Genomic DNA, 18,345 nt, shown 5'->3' with positions numbered 1-18,345 from the left:
TTGAGCCGCACGCAAGGACAGACCATGCGATCCACCTCGCCCCCGCTCAGCTCCTACGTCACGTCGTGGCACCCGGCGCCGGTCACCGACGAGGACCCCCTGAACCCGGTTCCGGTCAGCGCCGTGTCCGCACTCCTCGATCTGTCCGACACGGCTGCCGGAACCGGAGATCCGCTGCCACCCCTGTGGCAGTGGTTCTACTTTCTGTACTGGCCCGCCCAGCACGAGCTGGGCACTGACGGACACCTGCGTGACGCCCGCTTCCTGCCACCCATCCCCGACCGGCAGCGCATGTTCGCCGGAGGACGCTGCGAGATCACCGAACCGCTGCGCCTCGGCGAGCCCACCGAACGCGTCAGCAGCCTGCGCGCGGTGACGCCTAAGCAGGGCCGCACGGGCGAGCTGCTGTTCGTCACCGAGCGCCAGGAGTTCCGGCAGTCCGGCCGCACGTGCATGGTCGAGGAACAGGACATCGTCTACCGCTCGGGCCGTGGTGCGGGCGGGCAGCACCCGACCGCACTCGACGACCAGGCCATCCCCACGCCCGAGGGCCCGTGGCAGCTGAGCCTGCAACCGGACCCGACGCTGCTGTTCCGGTTCAGCGCCCTGACCGCCAACGCACACCGCATCCACTACGACACGCCGTACTGCCGCGACGCGGAGGACTATCCGGGCCTCGTTGTCCACGGCCCGCTGCTGGCGCTGCTCATGCTCGAACTGGTCCGCCGCAATGTCCCCGAGCGCCAGGTACGCACGCTGTCCTACCGGCTGCGGCGACCGGTCTTCGCCGGCGAACGCATCCTGGCCGACGGCACCACCTCCGACGGGCAGGCCGAGCTCCGCATCGCCACTCATCGGGAGGCACGGCACGCCACCGCCGAGGTGACGTTCGCATGAGCACCCTGAACGGCGACCGTTCGAGCCCGGCCACGGACCACGTCACCACGGCGCGCACTCTGCTCTTCGTGCCCGGACACCGGCCCGACCGCTTCGACAAGGCAGCCTCCTCCGGCGCCGACCTGGTCATCATCGACCTGGAGGACGCGGTCGCCGCCGAGGACAAGGAACGCTCCCGTGACCACGCCGCCGCCTGGGTCGCCCGCGGCAACCGGGCGGTCGTACGGATCAACCCGCCCGGAACTCCTTGGTTCGAAGCCGATCTGCGCACGGCCGCCGACCACGGCTGCCCGGTGATGGTGCCCAAGGCGGAGGACCCGGCCGTCCTCGCGGACATCTCCGCCCGCACGGCCGGGCGCTGCCCGCTCGTCGCGCTCATCGAGACGGCCCTCGGAGTGGAACGGGCCCGCGAGGTGTGCGCCACCCCGGGCGTCGTCCGGGCCGCCTTCGGCAACGTCGACCTCGCCGCCCAGCTCGGCGTCGCCCACGACGACCACATCGCGCTGACCCACGCGCGCTCCGCTCTCGTCCTCGCCTCGGCCGCAGCCACCATCAGTCCGCCGGTCGACGGTGTCACCACCGCCGTACGGGACGCGGAAGCGCTCTCCGCCGACGTCGCCCACGCCCGACGCCTGGGCTTCACCGGAAAGCTCTGTGTCCACCCCGCACAACTCAGGGCGGTCGCTGACGGATTCTCCCCGTCCGAGAGCGAGTTGCGGTGGGCACGTGCCGTCCTCGACGCGGGGGACACGGTCACCACGGTCGACGGACAGATGGTCGACAAGCCGGTCCTGGCACGCGCGCAGCGCGTGCTGGCGCAACGGATTACCGGAAATTTTTCGGACCCGACAACCCCAAGATCCCCATCTCGGCCGGGTGCCACCGAACTGTGCTGAGAAGGTACAGCTCAGAAGGTCATCAGCGGAAACGGGAGAGGAAGTTCCTTCCGGAATAATTCCGGAAGAAAGCGTTGACGTTACGTCAGTCTCGCAGCATACTCCGCATCGATCGTTGCCAATCGGCACACAACCGTCGCCGCCGGAACAGCCTTGCGGCGGGACCGGCGACGCTGCGAAAGATGCACCTCGAGCACGGCCGGACGGTCCCCTCGGCGGGCGGCCCGTCGCCGGCCGCGTGAAATCGCCCTTACCCGAACCTGCGCTCTAGGAGGAAGAATGCTCAGAAGCGCGCGCAACCGTATACGGATCGCGCTCATCGCCGCGGCCACGGCCGCGATGGCGGCGTTCTCGGTGGCTCCGTCCCCGGCGGCCACGCCCGGGGAGGCACGCGGCGCCGCGGTCTGGGCCAACTGCCCCAACGGGTACGTGGGTCTGACGTACGACGACGGACCGAACCCCGCATCGACGCAGGCGCTGCTCACCGCTCTGCGGGCCGGCGGGGCCAGGGCCACCTTCTTCATCTGGGGGCAGCACGCCGAACAGCACCCGGACCTGCTCAGGGCCGAGCAGGCGGCGGGCATGTGGATCGCCAACCACACCTCCACGCACCCCCACCTCACCCAGATCGGCGAACCGGCCGCGTACAACGAGATCGCCACCGCCCAGAGCACCATCCAGCGCATCACCGGACAGACGCCCACCCTCTTCCGGCCGCCTTATGGGGAGACCAATGCGCAGGTCAAGTCGGACGAGGCCCGCCTCGGGCTGACCGAGGTCCTGTGGAGCGTGGACTCCCAGGACTGGAACGGCGCCAGCACACAGCAGATCGTCCAGGCCGCGGCCACCATGCGGGCCGGCAGCATCATCCTCATGCACGACGGTGGTTACCAGAGCACCGTCAGCGCCGTGCCGCAGATCCTCAGCGGGCTCGCCGCACGGGGGCTGTGCCCCGGCCGGATCACCGCCGGAGCCGGTGGCGGCGCGGTCGTCACCGCTCCCTGAGCCCGTCGGCTCCACCGTCGTCCCCACGAGATCGGCGGGGTCCGGGGTGCCGGGGCGTGACCAGCGTCTCCGGCGCCCCGGCTCACGTGAACGCGGGGGAGCGGTCGGACGATCTCGAGGCCGCGTCGCCGCCCACGACGACCGTGTCAATGCCGGGTGAGGTGAACCGGTGGCCGCCGAAACTTTAACAAGCCGCCACACACACCTACTTCTTGTCGTATCTTGCACGGATGAGCTCACATGACCTGGAGCCCCGACCTCCGTCCACCCTGGTCGGCAAGATAGACAACGTGCTGGCAGTGTTGATCATCGTCGGCATCGCCTACGGGCTGTACTGGCTGGTTTCCAGCCTCGCCTCGTCCTACATAGGGTTTTTCACCTGACGGTGTCATCCAGGGAGGGAAATCTCCCTCCCACCCCGTGGTGTGCGCTGTACTGACTCCCTCCACCAGGTAGTCTCAATGATTGATACCGCGTTTCACTCACGGAGGCTGCATGACCTCGCCCGCCACCACCTCCTCCGTCCTCGGGCCGGGTTCCGGCGCTCTCGACCGTGGCCTGGCCATACTCGATCACATGGCCGTGGCCCGCACGTGTTCCACACAGGATCTCGCCGCGGCGCTGGGGCTGAGCCGCAGTACCGCCTACAGGCTGGTCGACCGGCTTGTCGAGGGTGGCTGGCTCGCCGTGGAGCAGGGGAGCGGGCTGTTGCGGCTCGGGCCTTCGGCCACGCGACTGGCTTCCGCGGCGGTGGGCTCGACGGACCTCACCGCCACGGCGATGCCGGTCATCTCGCGGCTGATGCGTGAAACCCGCGAGACGGCCAGCCTCGGGGTGCCGAACGGTGTGAACATGGTGTTCGTGCATCGCGAGCGCGGTCCGCGTCCGGTGGCGGTGACGAGCGAGCTGGGAGCGGGGCGGCCGCTGCACTGCACGTCGCTGGGGCGGGCTTACCTGGCGGCTCTCCCGCAGCAGGCGTTGGAGGAGAAACTGGGAGAGCTCGTGGCTTCGGGCGAGTCCCCGGTGGATGAGGACTCGGTCGGTGCGCTGCGGAAGATCCTCCAGGAGACGCGGGAGCGCGGCTGGTCGGAGGATCGGCGTGAGTTCGATGAGTCCAGTTGTTGCTGTGGGGCCGCTGTTTACGATCACACCGGCAAGCCCGTCGCGGCGATCAGCGTTGCCGGAGTGGCGGAGCGCATGGAACGGATCCTGAGCGAAGTCGGTCCGCTCGTGGCCGAGGCGGCCGCCGAGATTTCAGCGGGCCTCGGCCACGTGCGGCGCTGAGCACCGGCCGGCCGCGCGACGCCATCGGGCGGGTGGCACGGCCGGTGCGCCGGGACCGGTGTGCTGGGGCCGGTGTGCTGGGGCCGGTGTGCTGGGGTCAGCGCGTCCGGACCAGGATGCTGTGATCCTCCAGGCGGTGGGCGCGTGCCCATTCCTCGTCGACGGTGACCCCGATGCCGGGGCCGTCGGGGATGGCCACGGTGCCGTTCTCCGGTGTGAGGGGGGTTGCGAGGACGCCTTCACGCAGCGGGTTCTCGCCCCGGTCGAACTCGAAGATCAGCGGCTCCCCGCCGGCCATGCCGAAAGGTGCCCGGGGTACCGCCGACAGCAATTGAAGCGTCGCGGCCTGGACGACCCCGGTACCCCAGCAGTGCGGGGACAGCCGCAGGTTGAAGGCCGCGGCGAGCTGGCGGATGGCCTGGGCCTCGGTGAAACCGCCGCATTTGGCAAGGTCGGGCTGGACGATGTCGAAGCGGTGCTCGGCGATGGCGTCCCGGAAGCCGTAGCGGGTGTAGAGGGCTTCGCCACCGGAGAGCGGCAGGTGTACGTCGCGCAGTTCGCGCCAGCCGACGCTGTCCTCGGGCGGCAGCGGCTCCTCCACCCAGTAGGGGTCGAGGTCGCGCAGCCGGGCCAGGGAACGGCGGACGGTCGCGACGGTGCAGTTGGCGTTGTAGTCGACGATCACCAGGCCGTCGTCGCCCATGGCCGCGCGGGCGGCAGCGGTACGCTGCCGGTCCTCATTCGGGGAGAGCCCGATCTTGATCTTGACGGCGGTGAAGCCCTCGGCGGCGTGGGCGGCCATCACGTCCCGGAACTCGGCGGGATCACGGCTGGCGGTGACGTAGCCGGAGGAGGCGTAGGCGTCGACCCGGTCATGGAGCCGGCCGCCCAGCAGGTGGGCCACCGGTACGCCGAACGCGCGGGCCTGCGCGTCCCACAGCGCGATGTCGATGCCGCTGGCGGCCGCGATGTGTGGGCCACCGGCGGTGAGGTGGTAGCCGAGGGAGAGCCGGTCCAGGATGCGGTCTTCCCGGATGTCGGAGGGTTGCCCCACCAGCGCCTCGGCCTGTTCGGCGAGGAACGGGGCGATCAGTCGCGGCGGGCCGAAGGATTCCCCCCAGCCGACGGCGCCGTCCGAGGTGGTGACCTTCACCAGGGTGGCGACGCGCACCGGCAGCCGGACCTTTGAGGCACCGTAGCCGCCGTCCGGCAGGTGCGCCTCGAGGGGGAAGGTCTCGACTTCGGTGACGACGGTTCGTGTGCTCATGCCCGCCCTTCCCGGGTGGCGTCGTAGTCGTCGATGTTCCCCGGGGTCCATACCGGGCCGTTCTCGCTCTGCGGCGGACGGGCCTGCGCCGCCATGCCGCCGTCGACGTTGAAGACCTGCCCGGTGACCCACTGCGACAGGGGAGAGGCGAGGTATACCGCGCTGGTGGCGATGTCGTCGGGGGTTCCCTCGCGGTTCAGGGGGATCTGCGCGGCCCGGAAGTGGCGGGCCTGGGGGTCGGGGTCGCTGGTGTCGACCTCCACGGAGCCGGGGCGCAGTGCGTTGACCCGGATGTTCCAGGGGGCGAGGTCGATGGCGACGGCCCGGGTGAAGGCGTCCACACCGCCCTTGACCGTGTCGTAGGGGATGTGGTTGCGGTGGGCGCGGGCGGCGGCGTGGGAGCTGATGTTGACCACGGTGCCGGGCTTTCCGGCGTTGGCGAGTGCTCGGGCCATGCGGTGGGTGGGGTGGAACAGAAGCCCCAGATTGACCCGGTGGAACGCGTCCCACACCTCCCCGGTGAGCCGCAGGAAGGGGCCGAAGGCGCGCGTGTCCACGCGGGCGTAGGCGTTGTTGACGAGGGTGTCGACGAGGCCGAAGTGGCTCTCGGCGGCGGCGAACGCCTCTTCGGCGCCGGCTTCCGTGCACAGGTCGGTGACGACGGCGAGGGCGTTTCCGCCGGCCGCGTGGATGTGTTTCACCGTGGCGTCCGCCGCCTCGGCCGCGGTGTCCGCGACCACGACCTGTGCGCCCTCGGCGGCGAAGCGCAGGGCGATCCCCCGGCCGATGTTGCGGGCGCCCCCGGTCACCAGTGCCGTCCGCCCGCGCAGCAGGCCGTACCCGCGGGGCGGGTTGCCGCCGTGCTCCGCCTCGGGATCGAGGGGGTGAATCATGACGTGCTTCCGTTCTCGATGTGAGCGCTCTTGCCCTGCTGCTTGCGGTCGTACCGCTCGCGGAGGTCTTCCTCGATCTCCTCGAGGGTGCGGCCCCGGGTCTCGTGCACGAAGACCTTGCAGAAGAGGAAGCCGAGGATGTTACCGCCGACGAAGAAGATCATGGTGTTGGTCAGACCCCAGGCGTCGCGCATGACGGGGAAGCCGAAGGTGATGCCGAGGGTGGCCAGCCAGGTGACCATGCCGGCGATACCCATCGCCGCGCCCCGGACCCGCAGCGGGAAGATCTCGCCGAGGACCACCCAGTTCACGGGCCCCCACGTCAGGGAGTAGCTGACGAACATGATGCTCATCGCGGTGAGCATGGCGCCCGGACTCATGGCGTCGCCGCGCGATGCCTCGTACGCCATCCAGCTCATGCACACGGCCATGGCCGCGCTCCCGGCGACGAACAGGAACCGGCGGCCGAGCCGGTCGATCAGCTGAAGGCCGACCAGGACGGAGAGGACCTTCACGGTGCCCAGGATGATCGTGAAGTACAGGGCGTTCTTGTGCGGCAGGCCGAGGCTCTCGAAGATCGTGGGAGCGTAGTAGGTGACGATGTTGAGCCCGGTGTACTGGGTCAGGATCGGAATGCCGATGCCGATCACCATCGCCGGCCGGATCCAGCCGGCGAGCAACTCGCGGCGGTGCGGGGTGTGCGTGGTCACCTCGCGGATGGCCGCGATGTCACGGTCCGCCTCCTCGGGCGAGCGGGTTCCGGCGAGCAGCGTCCGGGCCTCCTGCTCGCGACCGTGGAGAATCAGCCAGCGGGGACTTTCCGGCAGTAGCTTCAGCCCCGCGATCAGGACGACGGCCGGGGCGGCTCCCGTGGCCAGCATCGTCCGCCAGTCACCGCTGCCGGACAGGGCGAGGTTGGTGAGGTAGCCGAGCAACAGCCCGGTCACGATCATCAGCTGGTTCAGTCCGGCGAGCCGGCCCCGGGTACGGGCCGGTGCCATCTCCGACAGATAGACCGGCACGAGGGAGGACGAGCCGCCCACCGCGAGCCCCAGGAAGATCCGGGCGGCGATGAGCCAGGTGTTGTTCTGTGCCACCGCGCAGGCGAGTGAGCCGACGATGTAGATCAGACCGATCACGAAGATCACGGGTCGGCGGCCGAAGCGGTCGGCGAGCCGCCCGGCGACAAGGGCGCCGAGTACGGCACCGCCCGCGATGCCGCCGACGATCAGCCCCGTGGTGACCGCACTGGCGGGGAAGCCCGGTGTCTCCTGGATGTAGGTCAGGGCGCCTGCGATGACGCCTGTCTCGTAGCCGAACAGAATGCCGCCGAGGGCGCCGAAGAAGTAGATCACCGCCGGGCGTGGCGGCCGCGGGTGTGGAGTTCCCGCTCCCTTCGTCGGCTGGTCTGCGGCTCTGACAGCGGCACTGACTGAGTTCGTCATGGTCGCCTCCTTGCGACGCCCACCCTAGCGTCCCAGCTATTGGGATGGAGCGTCATTCAATGGGAAGTAGTGTGTTGACGGTAGGGCAGGACGCCCCCGGCCGCAATGGCCGGTTCATGTCGTAGGGAGCTACAGATGTCACGGATTCGCATCGGCACCAGTGATGTGACAGCCGAGGTCGACGAGCAGGGCGCCGAGTTGTGCTCGCTGCGATACCGCTCGGAGGGGCGGCGCGGGGGAACGGAACTGCTCTGGCAGGCGAAGCAGGCCTGGCCCTGGCACGCGCCGCTGCTCTTCCCCGTCATCGGCCGGATGAACGGCGATCGGCTGCGGCACGACGGCGCGTTCTACGCGATGCCCAAGCACGGGTTCGCCCGTGACCGGCGCTTCACGGTCGAGCGCCACGACGGCACCACCGCGGTCCTCACGCTGAGCGATGACGCGGCATCCCGTCGGCTCTTCCCGTTCCCTTTCCGCCTCACGGTCGGCTACGCGGTCGAGGGCAGCCGACTCACGGTGTCGTACTCCGTGCACAACCCGGGCCCAGGGACGCTGTCGGCGTCGCTGGGTGTCCATCCGGGCTTTCGCTGGCCGCTGCCCGGCACGGCCGAGAAGCGCGACCACACGGTGCTCTTCGAGCGGCCGGAACCCGCGCCCGTACGACGGGTTGAGGACGTCCTGCTGCTCCCCGAGCGGTACCCCACGCCCGTGCGCGGTCGGACACTCCGCCTGGACGAGGCCCTCTTCGCCGACGGCGCGTTGATCCTCGAGGCACTCAACAGTTCGTGCCTCACCTACAGCGCCCCGGGCTCGCCGAGGGTGACGCTGAGCTGGCACGGATTTCGGCAGCTGGCCCTGTGGTCGCCGCCCCAGGGCGATCTGCTGTGCGTCGAGCCGTGGTACGGCCTGCCCGCTCCGATCGGACTCGACAGCGAGTACGGCGAGTACGGCGAACATGACGCATACGCAGTGAAACCCGGCCAGTTCCACCTCTCCGCGGGCCAGTCACGGAAGTTCGGCCTCAGCGTCGAGATCAGGACGGCACGGTGAGCCGTCCGTCGACACGCCGGGGAATCCCGGCGAAGCCGTCCCGCAGCTCTTCGGGAAGAACCTCCTGCGGAGCGTCCTGCCAGGTGACAGGGCGCAGAAAGCGCCGTACCGCATATGGACCCACCGAGGTGTGCAGGCTGTTCGTCGACGGCCAGGGGCCGCCGTGGTGCTGCGCCCAGGAGACGAGGACACCGGTGGGGAAGCCGTTGTAGAGCAGACGGCCGGCCAGGGGCCGCAGTACGTCGGTGAGACGGCGCACCGACTCGGTCTCATCGGCCTCGGCGTGAATGGTCCCCGTCAGCGATGCGGGCAGAGACCGCAGAACACCCTCCGCGCGGCCGGGCGCGTAGCGGACCACGACGGCGGCCGGGCCGAAGCACTCTCCGGGGGGCTCGTTCCCGAGCGTTTCGGAGTCGACCTCGAACAGCCGCGGCGCCACCGAGAACCCGGACCCGGACGGCACCTCGCCCTCGGCGGCCGCCGTCCCGCCGGCACGGTGGCGCAGTTCCTCCGTGCCGGCCTCGTACGCGGCGGCGATGCGGGAGTTGAGCAGAGTGGCGGCGGACGCCTGGTCGATGAGCCGGGCGGCCTCGGCGACCAGCGCGTTCCCCGCTTCCCCGGCCGGGACGAGGACAAGACCGGGCTTGGTGCACAGTTGCCCGGCCGAACCCGTCACCGAGGCGACGAGTCCTGCCGCGATCTCGGACGGCCGGGCCCGCGCCGCGCCTTCGGTGATGACCACCGGGTTCAGGCCGGCCAGCTCACCGTAGAACGGGATCGGATCCGGGCGTGCGTTGACAAGGTCGAGCAGCGCCCTGCCGCCGGTGAGGGAGCCGGTGAATCCCACGGCCTTGATGTCCGGGTGGGCGACCAGGGCGGTGCCCGCCTCCCGGCCGAACATCAGCCCCACCAGCCCGTCCGGACCGCCGGCCGCCGCGATGGCCGTGACCATCGTCTCGAAGACCAGCCGTGACAGGGCCGGGTGGGAATCGTGGGCCTTGAGAACGACGGGACATCCGGCGGCCAGTGCTGACACCGTATCCCCGCCCGGCACGGAGAACGCCAGGGGGAAGTTGCTCGCCCCGAAGACCGCGACCGGCCCGAGCGGGACCAGCATGCGGCGCAGGTCGGGTCCGGCGCCCATCGGTGTCTCGCCCGCGTGGTCGACGGTTGCCTCCAGGAAGCCGCCGTCCTCGACGACCTCGGCGAACAGGCGGGCCTGGTGGACGGTGCGGGTCAGCTCGCCGCCCAGACGCGCCTCGGTAAGGGCGGTCTCCCGCATCGCGAGGGCGACGATCTCCGGCCGTCGGTCCTCCAGCCTGTCCGCGACGGCCCGCAGGACCGCGGCACGCAGCGGGCGTCCACCGCGCTCGTACGGAAGGGATGCGGTGACGGCGCGTTCGACGACGGCGTCGAGTTCCTTCGGGGTGGTCGGGGTCGCGACGTCGTCGACGGCGCGGCCGGTGCTCGGGTCGATGCTCTGTATGACGTTCACAGGATTTCCCTGGTCAAGTGCGGTGCGGTCAGTGTTCGGTGCCGGAGTATTCGGCATCGGGATGGGGGCGCCCGACGGGCGGCTTCATGTGGTGGCCGTTGGCGGCGTAGTCGTAGCCCTCCAGCGTCACCTCGGATCGCCCGTCGGATGCCGCGGCGTAGAAGGCGCGGATCTCGGTGATCAGGCCCGTGTCGGGGTCGAAGCGGTACCACTCGTCACCCCGGAGGTAACCGCCGGACCTGGTCTTCCAGTGAGTCCACTCGATGACGGCCTGGAAGGTCTCGGGCTCGACGACGAGGCGTTCGATGGACCAGGCGGAACCGATGGTGAGGACGAGCCGGCGCCAGTTTTCGGCGATCACCGTGTTGCCGACCCACGGTCCTTCCAGGCCGGGCGGGAAGTAGTGGACCGCGTCGGGGGTGAACTGGGCGGCCATCTTGGCCACGTCGGCCTCGTTGCAGCCGTCGAAGTAGGTGCGGATCGTGGATTCCATCCGGGCTCGTTGTGCGGCCGGGGAAAGATCGGCGAAGGGGCTCATGCGCGGGCCTCCTGGTTCTGGCGTTCCTGGCGGGCGGACTTCCAGTCCTCGTATTCCTTGAGGGTCTCGGCGCTGGGCGGGTAGGTGCCCCACAGCGGTTGCCCGTCCCGCACCCGCTGCTGGAGCCACCCCTCCAGCCGCTCCTGCTCGACGGAGGGCTCGGCGATCTCCGCGGCGAGAGACCGTGGCACGACGATGACCCCGTCGCGGTCGCCCACGAGGATGTCTCCCGGGTAGACCGCGACACCCGCGCAGGCAATGGGCACGTTGAGGTCGGCGACGTGGAACGCCGCCGGCCGGGTGGTGGCTGTGGTGGCACGCGCATAGGCCGGGAAGCCGAGTTCGGCGATCGCGGCGCCGTCACGGAAGGCGCCGTCGGTGACGAAGCCGGCGGCGCCGCGCTTCATGGCCCGCGTCACGAGCATGTCGCCCGCCGACGCGGCCGATGTGTCGTTCCGGCTGTCGACGACGAGCACCTGGCGGGGGCCGAGGCTCTCCACCGCCTCCCACTGAAGGACATTGCCGGTCCTGTAGGGGTCGCCTACCGGATCGGCGTCCTCGCGGGACGGGATGAAGCGCATGGTGAACGCCTCACCCACGAACCCGTCGAAGCCTCCACCGATGGGCGAGAGACCCACGAGGAACGGCTGCCGCATCCCGCGCTTGTACAGCTGGGTTGCGAGGGTCGCGGTGCTCACCTCGCCGAGTTGCTCGAAGACGGCGCCGTCCAAGGGCGCCGATGCGTCTAGGGACACCTGATCGTCCTTTCTGACCGCCGTGGCGCGTACGTCCGTCGGATGGGAGCGGCCACGCGGTCGCGACTGGTGTGCCGGAACGCTAACACCGCACCACCTCAGATTCCTAGTGGGAGAAACTAATTCCCATTGAATGGGAATCAAGCGTTGCTCCTTGACGCCACCCCGGGTCGAACCTACGGTGTGTCCCGCCAGTCGACACGTCATCTCATCCATTGGGACTGGATGTGGAGGGTGTCCTACTGGCTCCTGTCAATGACGACGGAAGAGACGGCCGCACCATGACATCCCTTCCCGGCAGCACCGATTCCCCCAGCACCACGTCCCCGTCGCGGATTCCGAAAGCGACCCCCCTCTCCAGCGCCGTCGCCAAGATAATGCGCAGAGTCATTCCGCTGTTTGCCATCATGATGATGTGCAATCAGCTCAACCGCTCCAATATCGGCTACGCCGAAAGCCATCTCGAAGCCGATCTGGGAATAGGGGCCACCGCCTACGGGCTCGGTGCGGGACTCTTCTTCATCGCCTACTTCATCTTCGAGGTGCCGAGCAACCTGCTGATGAAGCGATTCGGCCCCAAGATATGGCTGTCCAGGATCTGTGTGAGCTGGGGCGTCGTCTCGGCGTGCATGCTCTTCGCGCAGGGGCCCACCAGCTTCTACGTGCTGCGGTTCCTTCTCGGGATGGCCGAAGCCGGCTTCGTACCCGCCGTTCTGTATTACCTGGCGAAGTGGCTGCCCAACGCCTACCGGGGCAGGGCCAACGCGCGGTACGCCGTCGGCGCGCTCGTGGCGTTCTCCGTCTCCGGGCCCGTGTCGGGTCCGCTGCTGGGGATGGACGGCACCTTCGGACTCAGGGGCTGGCAGTGGATGTTCCTGATCGAGGGGGCCATGTCGGTCGCCATCGGTGTCTTCGCCTTCTTCCGTCTCGACTCCCGGATCGAGGACGCGCGCTGGCTCACCGCCGAGGAGAAGCACGAGCTCACCGCCGCCATCGAAGCGGAGGACGCGGAGTATGTGAACCGGCACGGCAGTGACCGCCGGACCTTCTGGTCCGTGCTGCGCGACCCGAAGATCCTGCTGTTCGTCTTCATCTACTTCTCGGTCCAGATGTCGATCTACGCCAACACCTTCTGGCTGCCGTCGATCGTCCGGAACATCGACGGCACCAACGACGTCACCGTGGGTCTGCTCTCCTCCGTGCCGTGGGTCTTCGCCATGGTCGCCATGTTCCTGCTCGCCCGGATCGGAGACCACACCGACCGGCGCAAGCCGCTGCTCATCGGAGCCCTCGTCGCCGCGGCCGTCGGCTCCTACCTCGCCGCCGTCTCCTCCCCTTGGCTCGCCCTGGCGATGCTCACGATCGCCGCCATGGGCTTCAAGAGCATCAGCCCGATCTTCTGGCCCATCGTCCAGCGCACCGTCCACCCGATGGTGATCGGCGTCGCCATCGCCGTCATCAACTCGATAGCGAATCTCGGCGGCTTTGTCGCGCCTTACGGATTCGGGCTTGTCAAACAGCAGACGGGCAGCACGCAATGGGGCCTTGTCGGTCTCGCCGTCTTCTCCCTCATCGCCGCACTCGCCTCCTTCCTCATCCGTGAAAACGAGGACGAGAACTCCGGCCTCTCCCGGAAAAAGGAATCCACAAAGGCCGCGCGGCACGCCCCCGCACATCATCTCGAAAAGTGATCCGGGAGGGTCCACCCATGCGCCTGAGTACCATCGTCCACAACGGCCGTCGAACGCTCGCCATCGCCGAAGGGCCCGGCGACGCATGGCGCCTCGCCCCCGGACACCTCCGCCTGGAAGACGTCATCGCCGGCATGCCCATCCCAGCCGGCGGCGCATCGCTGACCGCCGACGAGGTGGTGCCCGTACTGCCCCACCGCCCCGGCACGATCTTCGGCATCGGTCTCAACTACCGCGACACCATCGCCGAGATGGGCTGGCCGCGCCCCGAGGCGCCGTATCTCTTCACCAAACTCTCCTCCAGCGCCATCGGCACCGGCGAGGCCATCGTCGTCGACGCCACGGTCACCCGGCGCGTCGACTGGGAAACGGAACTCGCGGTCGTCATCGGGGCCGAGGCCCGCGACATCCCCGAGGACGAGGCGCTCGACGTCGTGTTCGGCTACACCGTCGCCAACGACGTATCGGCCCGTGATCTCCAAGCCGACGACGGCCAGTGGGTACGCGGCAAGGGACTCGACACCTTCTGCCCACTGGGTCCCGCCGTCGTCACGGCTGACGAGATCAAGGATCCGCAGCGGCTCGCGGTGCGGACATGGGTCAACGGAGAGAAGGTGCAGGATGGCACCACCGCCGACATGCTCTTCTCGGTCCGCTCGCTCATCGCCTACCTCAGCCGCTTCTTCACGCTCCGGCCCGGAGACGTGATCCTCACCGGAACACCCTCCGGATGCGGTGACTTCATGGACCCGCCGCGCGCCCTGCGCCCCGGGGACACGGTGATGTCGGAGGTGGAGGGCATCGGCCGCCTCGTCAACCCGGTGCGGGCAGCGGGGGAGTGAGGCGCCCCGGACCGTTCCACCGCCGATCCATCCATCGCTCGCGTGTCGAGCATCAACGCGGCATGCGATTCGAGTACCAAGGAGCGCCCTGTGAGCATCGCCCCCAGTGAGTCGGTCGTCTTCAAGCCCTGGGCGTCAGCCCCGGGCCAGGCGACCACCGACCGTATCCAGTCGGTCCGCCTCTCCCTCGTCTACCTCCCCCTGCACGCACCCATCAGCGACGCCAAAGTACTGACCGGCCGCCAGAAGCCGCTCACCGAGATCGCCTTTCTCTTCGCCGAGGTCAGGACCGAGGGCGGCCATGAGGGACTGGGCTTCAGCTACTCCAAGCGCGCCGGCGGACCTGCCATCTACGCCCACGCCAAGGAGATCGCCCCCGAGCTGATCGGCGAGGACCCGAGCGACACCGGCAGGCTGTGGAGCAAGCTGGTGTGGGCCGGCGCCTCCATGGGACGCAGCGGCGTGGCCGTCCAGGGCATCGCGGCCCTCGACATCGCTCTGTGGGACCTCAAGGCGCGGAGGGCGGGGCTGCCGCTCGCCAAACTGCTCGGCGCACACCGCGACTCGGTGGACGTCTACAACACGAGTGGTGGCTATCTGTCGATGCCGATCAAAGAGGTGCTGGAGAACGTCGACCGGGCCCGGGCCCGCGGCGTCGGCGGCATCAAACTCAAGGTCGGCTCGCCGGACCCGTCGGTCGATCTCCAGCGCGTCGAGGCGGTGCGTGAGCACCTCGGCGACGGCATTCCGCTGATGGTCGACGCCAACCAGCAGTGGGACCGGATCACCGCGACCCGGGTCGGCCGGGTTCTGGAGAAGCTCAACCTCACATGGATCGAGGAACCGCTCGACGCGTACGACGCCGAGGGGCACGCCGCCCTCGCGGCCACGCTCGACACCCCCATCGCCACCGGCGAGATGCTGACCAGCGTGGGCGAACACGCGGCGCTCATCGAGGCGGGATCGTCCGACTTCGTGCAGCCCGACGCGCCCCGGGTGGGCGGCATCACCCCCTTCCTGCAGATCGCGGCGCTCGCCGGCCACAAAGGCCGTGCCCTGGCCCCGCACTTCGTGATGGAGATCCACGTCCACCTGTCCGCGGCCTACCCGGGCACGGCGTGGGTGGAGCACTTCGAATGGCTGGAGCCGATGTTCAACGAACGCCTTGAACTGAAGGACGGCCGCATGATCATCCCGAACCGCGGCGGACTCGGCCTCTCCCTCAGCGAGCAAGCCGCCGCGTGGACCGCGGAGTCGGCGCTGTTCGGCAGCGGCGCCTGAGCGACCGGGTTTCCTCTCCTGCCGGGCCGGGCGGGGATCCGCCCGGCACCGTCAGCTGTGGCGGCCAGGGCGCCGTCGGTCAGTGTGCCGCCGGTCAGTGTGCCGTTGCCACGAGGTCGCGTACGTGGGCGGCGCGGTCACCGCTGCCGACGGCGGTGAGATCCAGGGCCCGGAGACACGCTGGATCGGGCGTCGGCACGGCCGTCGGCAGGACCGGCGCTGGGCAACCTCCTGGAGTCCGGAGCAGATCGCCCGCAGGCTCCCGGTCGACTTCCCCCATGATGAAGCAATGCGCATCTCACACGAGGCGATCTACCAGGCCCTCTACATCCAGGGACGCGGTGGTCTGCGCCGGGAGCTGACTGCCTGCCTGCGCACTGGCCGAGCCCTGCGCGTTCCGAGGGCCCGGACCCGCGGCCGGGGGAAGAAGTTCGTCACCGAGGAGGTCATGATCAGCCAGCGGCCCGCCGAGGCTGCGGACCGGGCGGTGCCCGGCCACTGGGAGGGCGACCGTGCGACACGATGCCGCACGAATTTGAGTGGACTGACCGATTGGAGAGGCGGCTGATGAAGCTGTAGGTGCAGTCACGGGTCCGTGTCCGTATGACCCGTCCCCGCCCTTGACGTGCGATGCCGGTAACGGCGTGGTGCGAAGCTCAGGGGAAAGCCCAAGGACTTCCGTTCCATCCGGGAGTTACCGGCAAGGGGAAGACCGGACGGGTGAAGAATATGAACTCCCGATGATGCCTCGTGATCCCAAGCCCCGCCGATGGAATGCGTGAGTGGGGTGTATGGCTAGCCGTTGAGAAGCGGCAGGCGCTGGCTGGTAGAGGTCACTCCGGCCAGGTGGACACCGCCGCCTCGGGGTAAAGGGAGCACCCACCCCGGTCGTATCTCATTCGCGTGGAACGTGGAAACCCCGTTTGGGTCCGGGCCGTTTTGGCTCGGTCAGCCGACCGCGAGGAAGGCTCAACTCCCCAGCGGGAACAGGACGGCCCAACAAGCCAACGCCGGAAGCCGAAAGGAAACGGGAACCCGGGGCGTCATGATCGGCCTCTCCGCCGGTTGCCCCGCATAACCGTCCGGATACGGGCAAGCTGCCCGGACCCGAAAGGGTGCTGACGTGGGCCGGGTGAGCCTGTGCAGAATTACTGGATAAAGACGACGGAACCGAGGGGCAAGTTGGACACCACGCTGATAGCGGACGGGGCGGCTTCGGCCCTTCCGGCTGCATCCGCTCCGGTGAACGGACCCGAGGGCGAAGACTTGGACTGGGCGTCGATTGACTGGCGGCGGGTCGAAGAAGACGTACGGCGTCTGCGGCAGAGAATCTTCACGGCATCGCAGGCAGGGGATCTGAAGAAGGGCCGCAATTTGCAGAAGCTGATGCTCCGGTCCCGCTCGAACACGCTCCTGAGCGTGCGACGGGTCACGGAGATCAACGCTGGACGCGCGACGGCGGGAGTCGACGGAAAAGTCGTGCTGGTTTCCCAGTCCAAGGCCGCATTGGCCAACTGGGTCCAGCATCGGGCCCGACCGTGGATTCCCAAGCCCGTCAAGCGGGTGTTCATCCCCAAACCGGGGACCATGAATAAGCGCGGACTCGGAATTCCCGTGATTGTTGACCGGTGCCTGCAAGCTGTGACACTGGGAGCATTGGAGCCCGAGTGGGAAGCGCGGTTCGAGCCGAAGTCGTACGGCTTTCGGCCCGGCCGCGGCTGTCACGACGCGATCGGGGCCATCTACTCCACGCTCAACGGGAAGAACCCGCAGCGGGCGTGGGTACTCGATGCGGACCTGACAGCGGCGTTCGACCGCATCGACCATGCCCGGCTCATGGCCTCTCTCGGCGCCTTCCCCGCCCGGGGACTGGTCCGACAGTGGTTGAAGGCTGGGGTCGTGGATCGAGGTCGGTTCGCCCCGACCGAGGAGGGGACTCCGCAGGGTGGGGTGATCAGCCCGTTGCTTTTCAACGTGGCCCTGCACGGAATGGAGGAAGCCGCAGGGGTCCGCTATTACACAACCGGCAGAGACGCCGGGAGTGCACAGAGCGGCAGCCCCGTGCTGGTGCGGTACGCAGACGATTTTGTCGCGATGTGCACCAGCCGTGAACAGGCCGAAGAGGTCAAGGAACGGCTGACTGCATGGCTCGCACCCAGGGGACTCGCTTTCCATGAGGACAAGACGCGCATCGTCCATGCGGAGAGCGGATTCGACTTCCTGGGGTTCAATGTCCGCCGCTATCACGGCAAACTGCTGATCAAGCCGAGCACATCGGCTCAACGGAGAATCCGGGAACGGCTCAGCACCGAAATGGTGGCCCTGCGAGGGGCCAACGCCGGTGCGGTGCTCAAGAAGATCAACCCGATCGTGCGGGGTTGGTCGGCCTACTACCGGACGGTGGTGTCCAGCGAGATCTTTACGGCGCTGGACAATCACATGTGGAAGCTCGCTTACAAGTGGGCCAAACACAGCCACCCGAACAAGTCGAAGCACTGGATATCTGACAAGTACTTCGGCCGGTTCAACAGGTCCAGGAAGGACCGGTGGGTGTTCGGTGATCGCGACAGCGGCGCCTACCTGCTCAAGTTCTCTTGGACGAAGATAGTCCGGCACCAGTTGGTCAAGGGGAAGGCGTCCCCGGACGACCCCGCCCTGGAATCGTATTGGGCTCAGCGGCGCCGCAAGGGAACTCCTCTGCCAGTCGACGCAATGACCGTGCGCCTCCTACAGGCGCAAGACGGCCGCTGCCCGACCTGCGGAGGGCTCCTGCTGCATGCCGACCACCCGCCACAAAGCCCGCAGGAATGGGAAACGTGGCGGGCCGTCATCCGGAAAGCGATCTCCAAGCAATACATCGCGTTCCCGGACGAGAGCGCACCGGACGGTCAACGACTCCGTCTCCTCCACACCCATTGTCAGCGGCGGAATAAAGCCGCCGCTATGACGAGTCCAGCACTTTTGCCTGCCGGTGAGCCTCTGGGGCTTGCTTGAGCCGTGTGCGGC

At 68.6% G+C, this 18,345-nt stretch carries 16 protein-coding genes and 1 pseudogene; 11 read left to right on the top strand and 6 right to left on the bottom strand.

Annotation, left to right across the window (positions count from 1 at the left end):
- Positions 1-24 precede the first annotated feature (24 nt).
- From ACWY4P_RS02740 to ACWY4P_RS02720, 5 genes are all read left to right on the top strand, one after another.
- The gene (locus ACWY4P_RS02740) at positions 25-897 is read left to right on the top strand and encodes a hypothetical protein (RefSeq protein ID WP_456208471.1); all 873 of its coding nucleotides are present in this window, start codon (positions 25-27) and stop codon (positions 895-897) included.
- Positions 894-1,793, top strand: a complete 900-nt coding sequence (locus ACWY4P_RS02735; RefSeq protein ID WP_456208470.1) for an HpcH/HpaI aldolase/citrate lyase family protein — start codon at positions 894-896, stop codon at positions 1,791-1,793. The genes ACWY4P_RS02740 and ACWY4P_RS02735 overlap by 4 nt, the downstream gene beginning before the upstream one ends.
- Positions 1,794-2,072: 279 nt before the next feature.
- Entirely contained in the window at positions 2,073-2,798 is a 726-nt protein-coding gene (locus tag ACWY4P_RS02730; RefSeq protein WP_456208469.1) for a polysaccharide deacetylase family protein, read from the top strand.
- A gap of 230 nt (positions 2,799-3,028) precedes the next feature.
- Complete coding sequence (locus tag ACWY4P_RS02725) at positions 3,029-3,181, top strand: hypothetical protein (RefSeq protein WP_456208468.1); 153 nt, start codon at positions 3,029-3,031, stop codon at positions 3,179-3,181.
- Between the two features lie 112 nt (positions 3,182-3,293).
- Positions 3,294-4,082 (top strand): IclR family transcriptional regulator, encoded by a 789-nt coding sequence (locus tag ACWY4P_RS02720; RefSeq protein WP_456208467.1) that lies wholly within the window; start codon positions 3,294-3,296, stop codon positions 4,080-4,082.
- Positions 4,083-4,179: 97 nt separating this feature from the next.
- On the opposite strand, the gene ACWY4P_RS02715 is transcribed toward ACWY4P_RS02720, so the two are convergent.
- From ACWY4P_RS02715 to ACWY4P_RS02705, 3 genes are read right to left on the bottom strand one after another with little or no spacing between them, the layout of a single operon-like run.
- Positions 4,180-5,349, bottom strand: a complete 1,170-nt coding sequence (locus tag ACWY4P_RS02715) for a mandelate racemase/muconate lactonizing enzyme family protein (RefSeq protein ID WP_456208466.1) — start codon at positions 5,347-5,349, stop codon at positions 4,180-4,182.
- On the bottom strand, positions 5,346-6,242 hold the full coding sequence (locus ACWY4P_RS02710) for an SDR family NAD(P)-dependent oxidoreductase (protein WP_456208465.1): 897 nt from the start codon (positions 6,240-6,242) through the stop codon (positions 5,346-5,348). Before ACWY4P_RS02710 ends, ACWY4P_RS02715 begins: the two co-directional genes overlap by 4 nt.
- The gene (locus ACWY4P_RS02705; RefSeq protein ID WP_456208464.1) at positions 6,239-7,687 is read right to left on the bottom strand and encodes a sugar porter family MFS transporter; all 1,449 of its coding nucleotides are present in this window, start codon (positions 7,685-7,687) and stop codon (positions 6,239-6,241) included. The genes ACWY4P_RS02710 and ACWY4P_RS02705 overlap by 4 nt, the downstream gene beginning before the upstream one ends.
- Before the next feature lie 135 nt (positions 7,688-7,822).
- Between ACWY4P_RS02705 and ACWY4P_RS02700 the strand changes: the two genes are divergently transcribed.
- Positions 7,823-8,737: an aldose 1-epimerase family protein gene (locus ACWY4P_RS02700; RefSeq protein WP_456208463.1), complete on the top strand. Its 915-nt coding sequence runs from the start codon at positions 7,823-7,825 to the stop codon at positions 8,735-8,737.
- On the opposite strand, the gene ACWY4P_RS02695 is transcribed toward ACWY4P_RS02700, so the two are convergent.
- Genes ACWY4P_RS02695 through ACWY4P_RS02685 form a run of 3 tightly spaced genes read right to left on the bottom strand, consistent with a single transcriptional unit; the run spans position 8,721 to position 11,525 of the window.
- Positions 8,721-10,232, bottom strand: coding sequence for an aldehyde dehydrogenase (NADP(+)) (locus ACWY4P_RS02695; RefSeq protein ID WP_456208462.1), 1,512 nt, complete (start codon positions 10,230-10,232; stop codon positions 8,721-8,723). The genes ACWY4P_RS02700 and ACWY4P_RS02695 overlap by 17 nt on opposite strands.
- A gap of 28 nt (positions 10,233-10,260) precedes the next feature.
- Complete coding sequence (locus ACWY4P_RS02690) at positions 10,261-10,770, bottom strand: nuclear transport factor 2 family protein (protein ID WP_456208461.1); 510 nt, start codon at positions 10,768-10,770, stop codon at positions 10,261-10,263.
- The gene (locus ACWY4P_RS02685; protein WP_456208460.1) at positions 10,767-11,525 is read right to left on the bottom strand and encodes an RraA family protein; all 759 of its coding nucleotides are present in this window, start codon (positions 11,523-11,525) and stop codon (positions 10,767-10,769) included. Before ACWY4P_RS02685 ends, ACWY4P_RS02690 begins: the two co-directional genes overlap by 4 nt.
- A 407-nt stretch (positions 11,526-11,932) precedes the next feature.
- Here ACWY4P_RS02685 and ACWY4P_RS02680 point away from each other — a divergent pair, with 407 nt between their 5' ends.
- The 5 genes and pseudogenes from ACWY4P_RS02680 (at position 11,933) to ltrA (ending at position 18,333) form a co-directional block, all read left to right on the top strand.
- Entirely contained in the window at positions 11,933-13,216 is a 1,284-nt protein-coding gene (locus ACWY4P_RS02680) for an MFS transporter (RefSeq protein ID WP_456208459.1), read from the top strand.
- A 17-nt stretch (positions 13,217-13,233) separates the two neighbouring features.
- On the top strand, positions 13,234-14,058 hold the full coding sequence (locus tag ACWY4P_RS02675) for a fumarylacetoacetate hydrolase family protein (RefSeq protein ID WP_456208458.1): 825 nt from the start codon (positions 13,234-13,236) through the stop codon (positions 14,056-14,058).
- 90 nt (positions 14,059-14,148) lie between these two features.
- On the top strand, positions 14,149-15,339 hold the full coding sequence (locus ACWY4P_RS02670) for an L-talarate/galactarate dehydratase (RefSeq protein WP_456208457.1): 1,191 nt from the start codon (positions 14,149-14,151) through the stop codon (positions 15,337-15,339).
- Between the two features lie 166 nt (positions 15,340-15,505).
- Positions 15,506-15,850: pseudogene (locus tag ACWY4P_RS02665) on the top strand (transposase); the annotation flags it as partial.
- A gap of 629 nt (positions 15,851-16,479) precedes the next feature.
- On the top strand, positions 16,480-18,333 hold the full coding sequence (ltrA, locus tag ACWY4P_RS02660) for a group II intron reverse transcriptase/maturase (RefSeq protein WP_456208456.1): 1,854 nt from the start codon (positions 16,480-16,482) through the stop codon (positions 18,331-18,333).
- The last annotated feature ends 12 nt before the right edge of the window (positions 18,334-18,345 follow it).

Source organism: Streptomyces sp. LZ34, from assembly GCF_053890475.1.
Note: the sequence above shows the minus strand (reverse complement) of the source record. Positions and strands in the feature narration are given on the sequence as shown.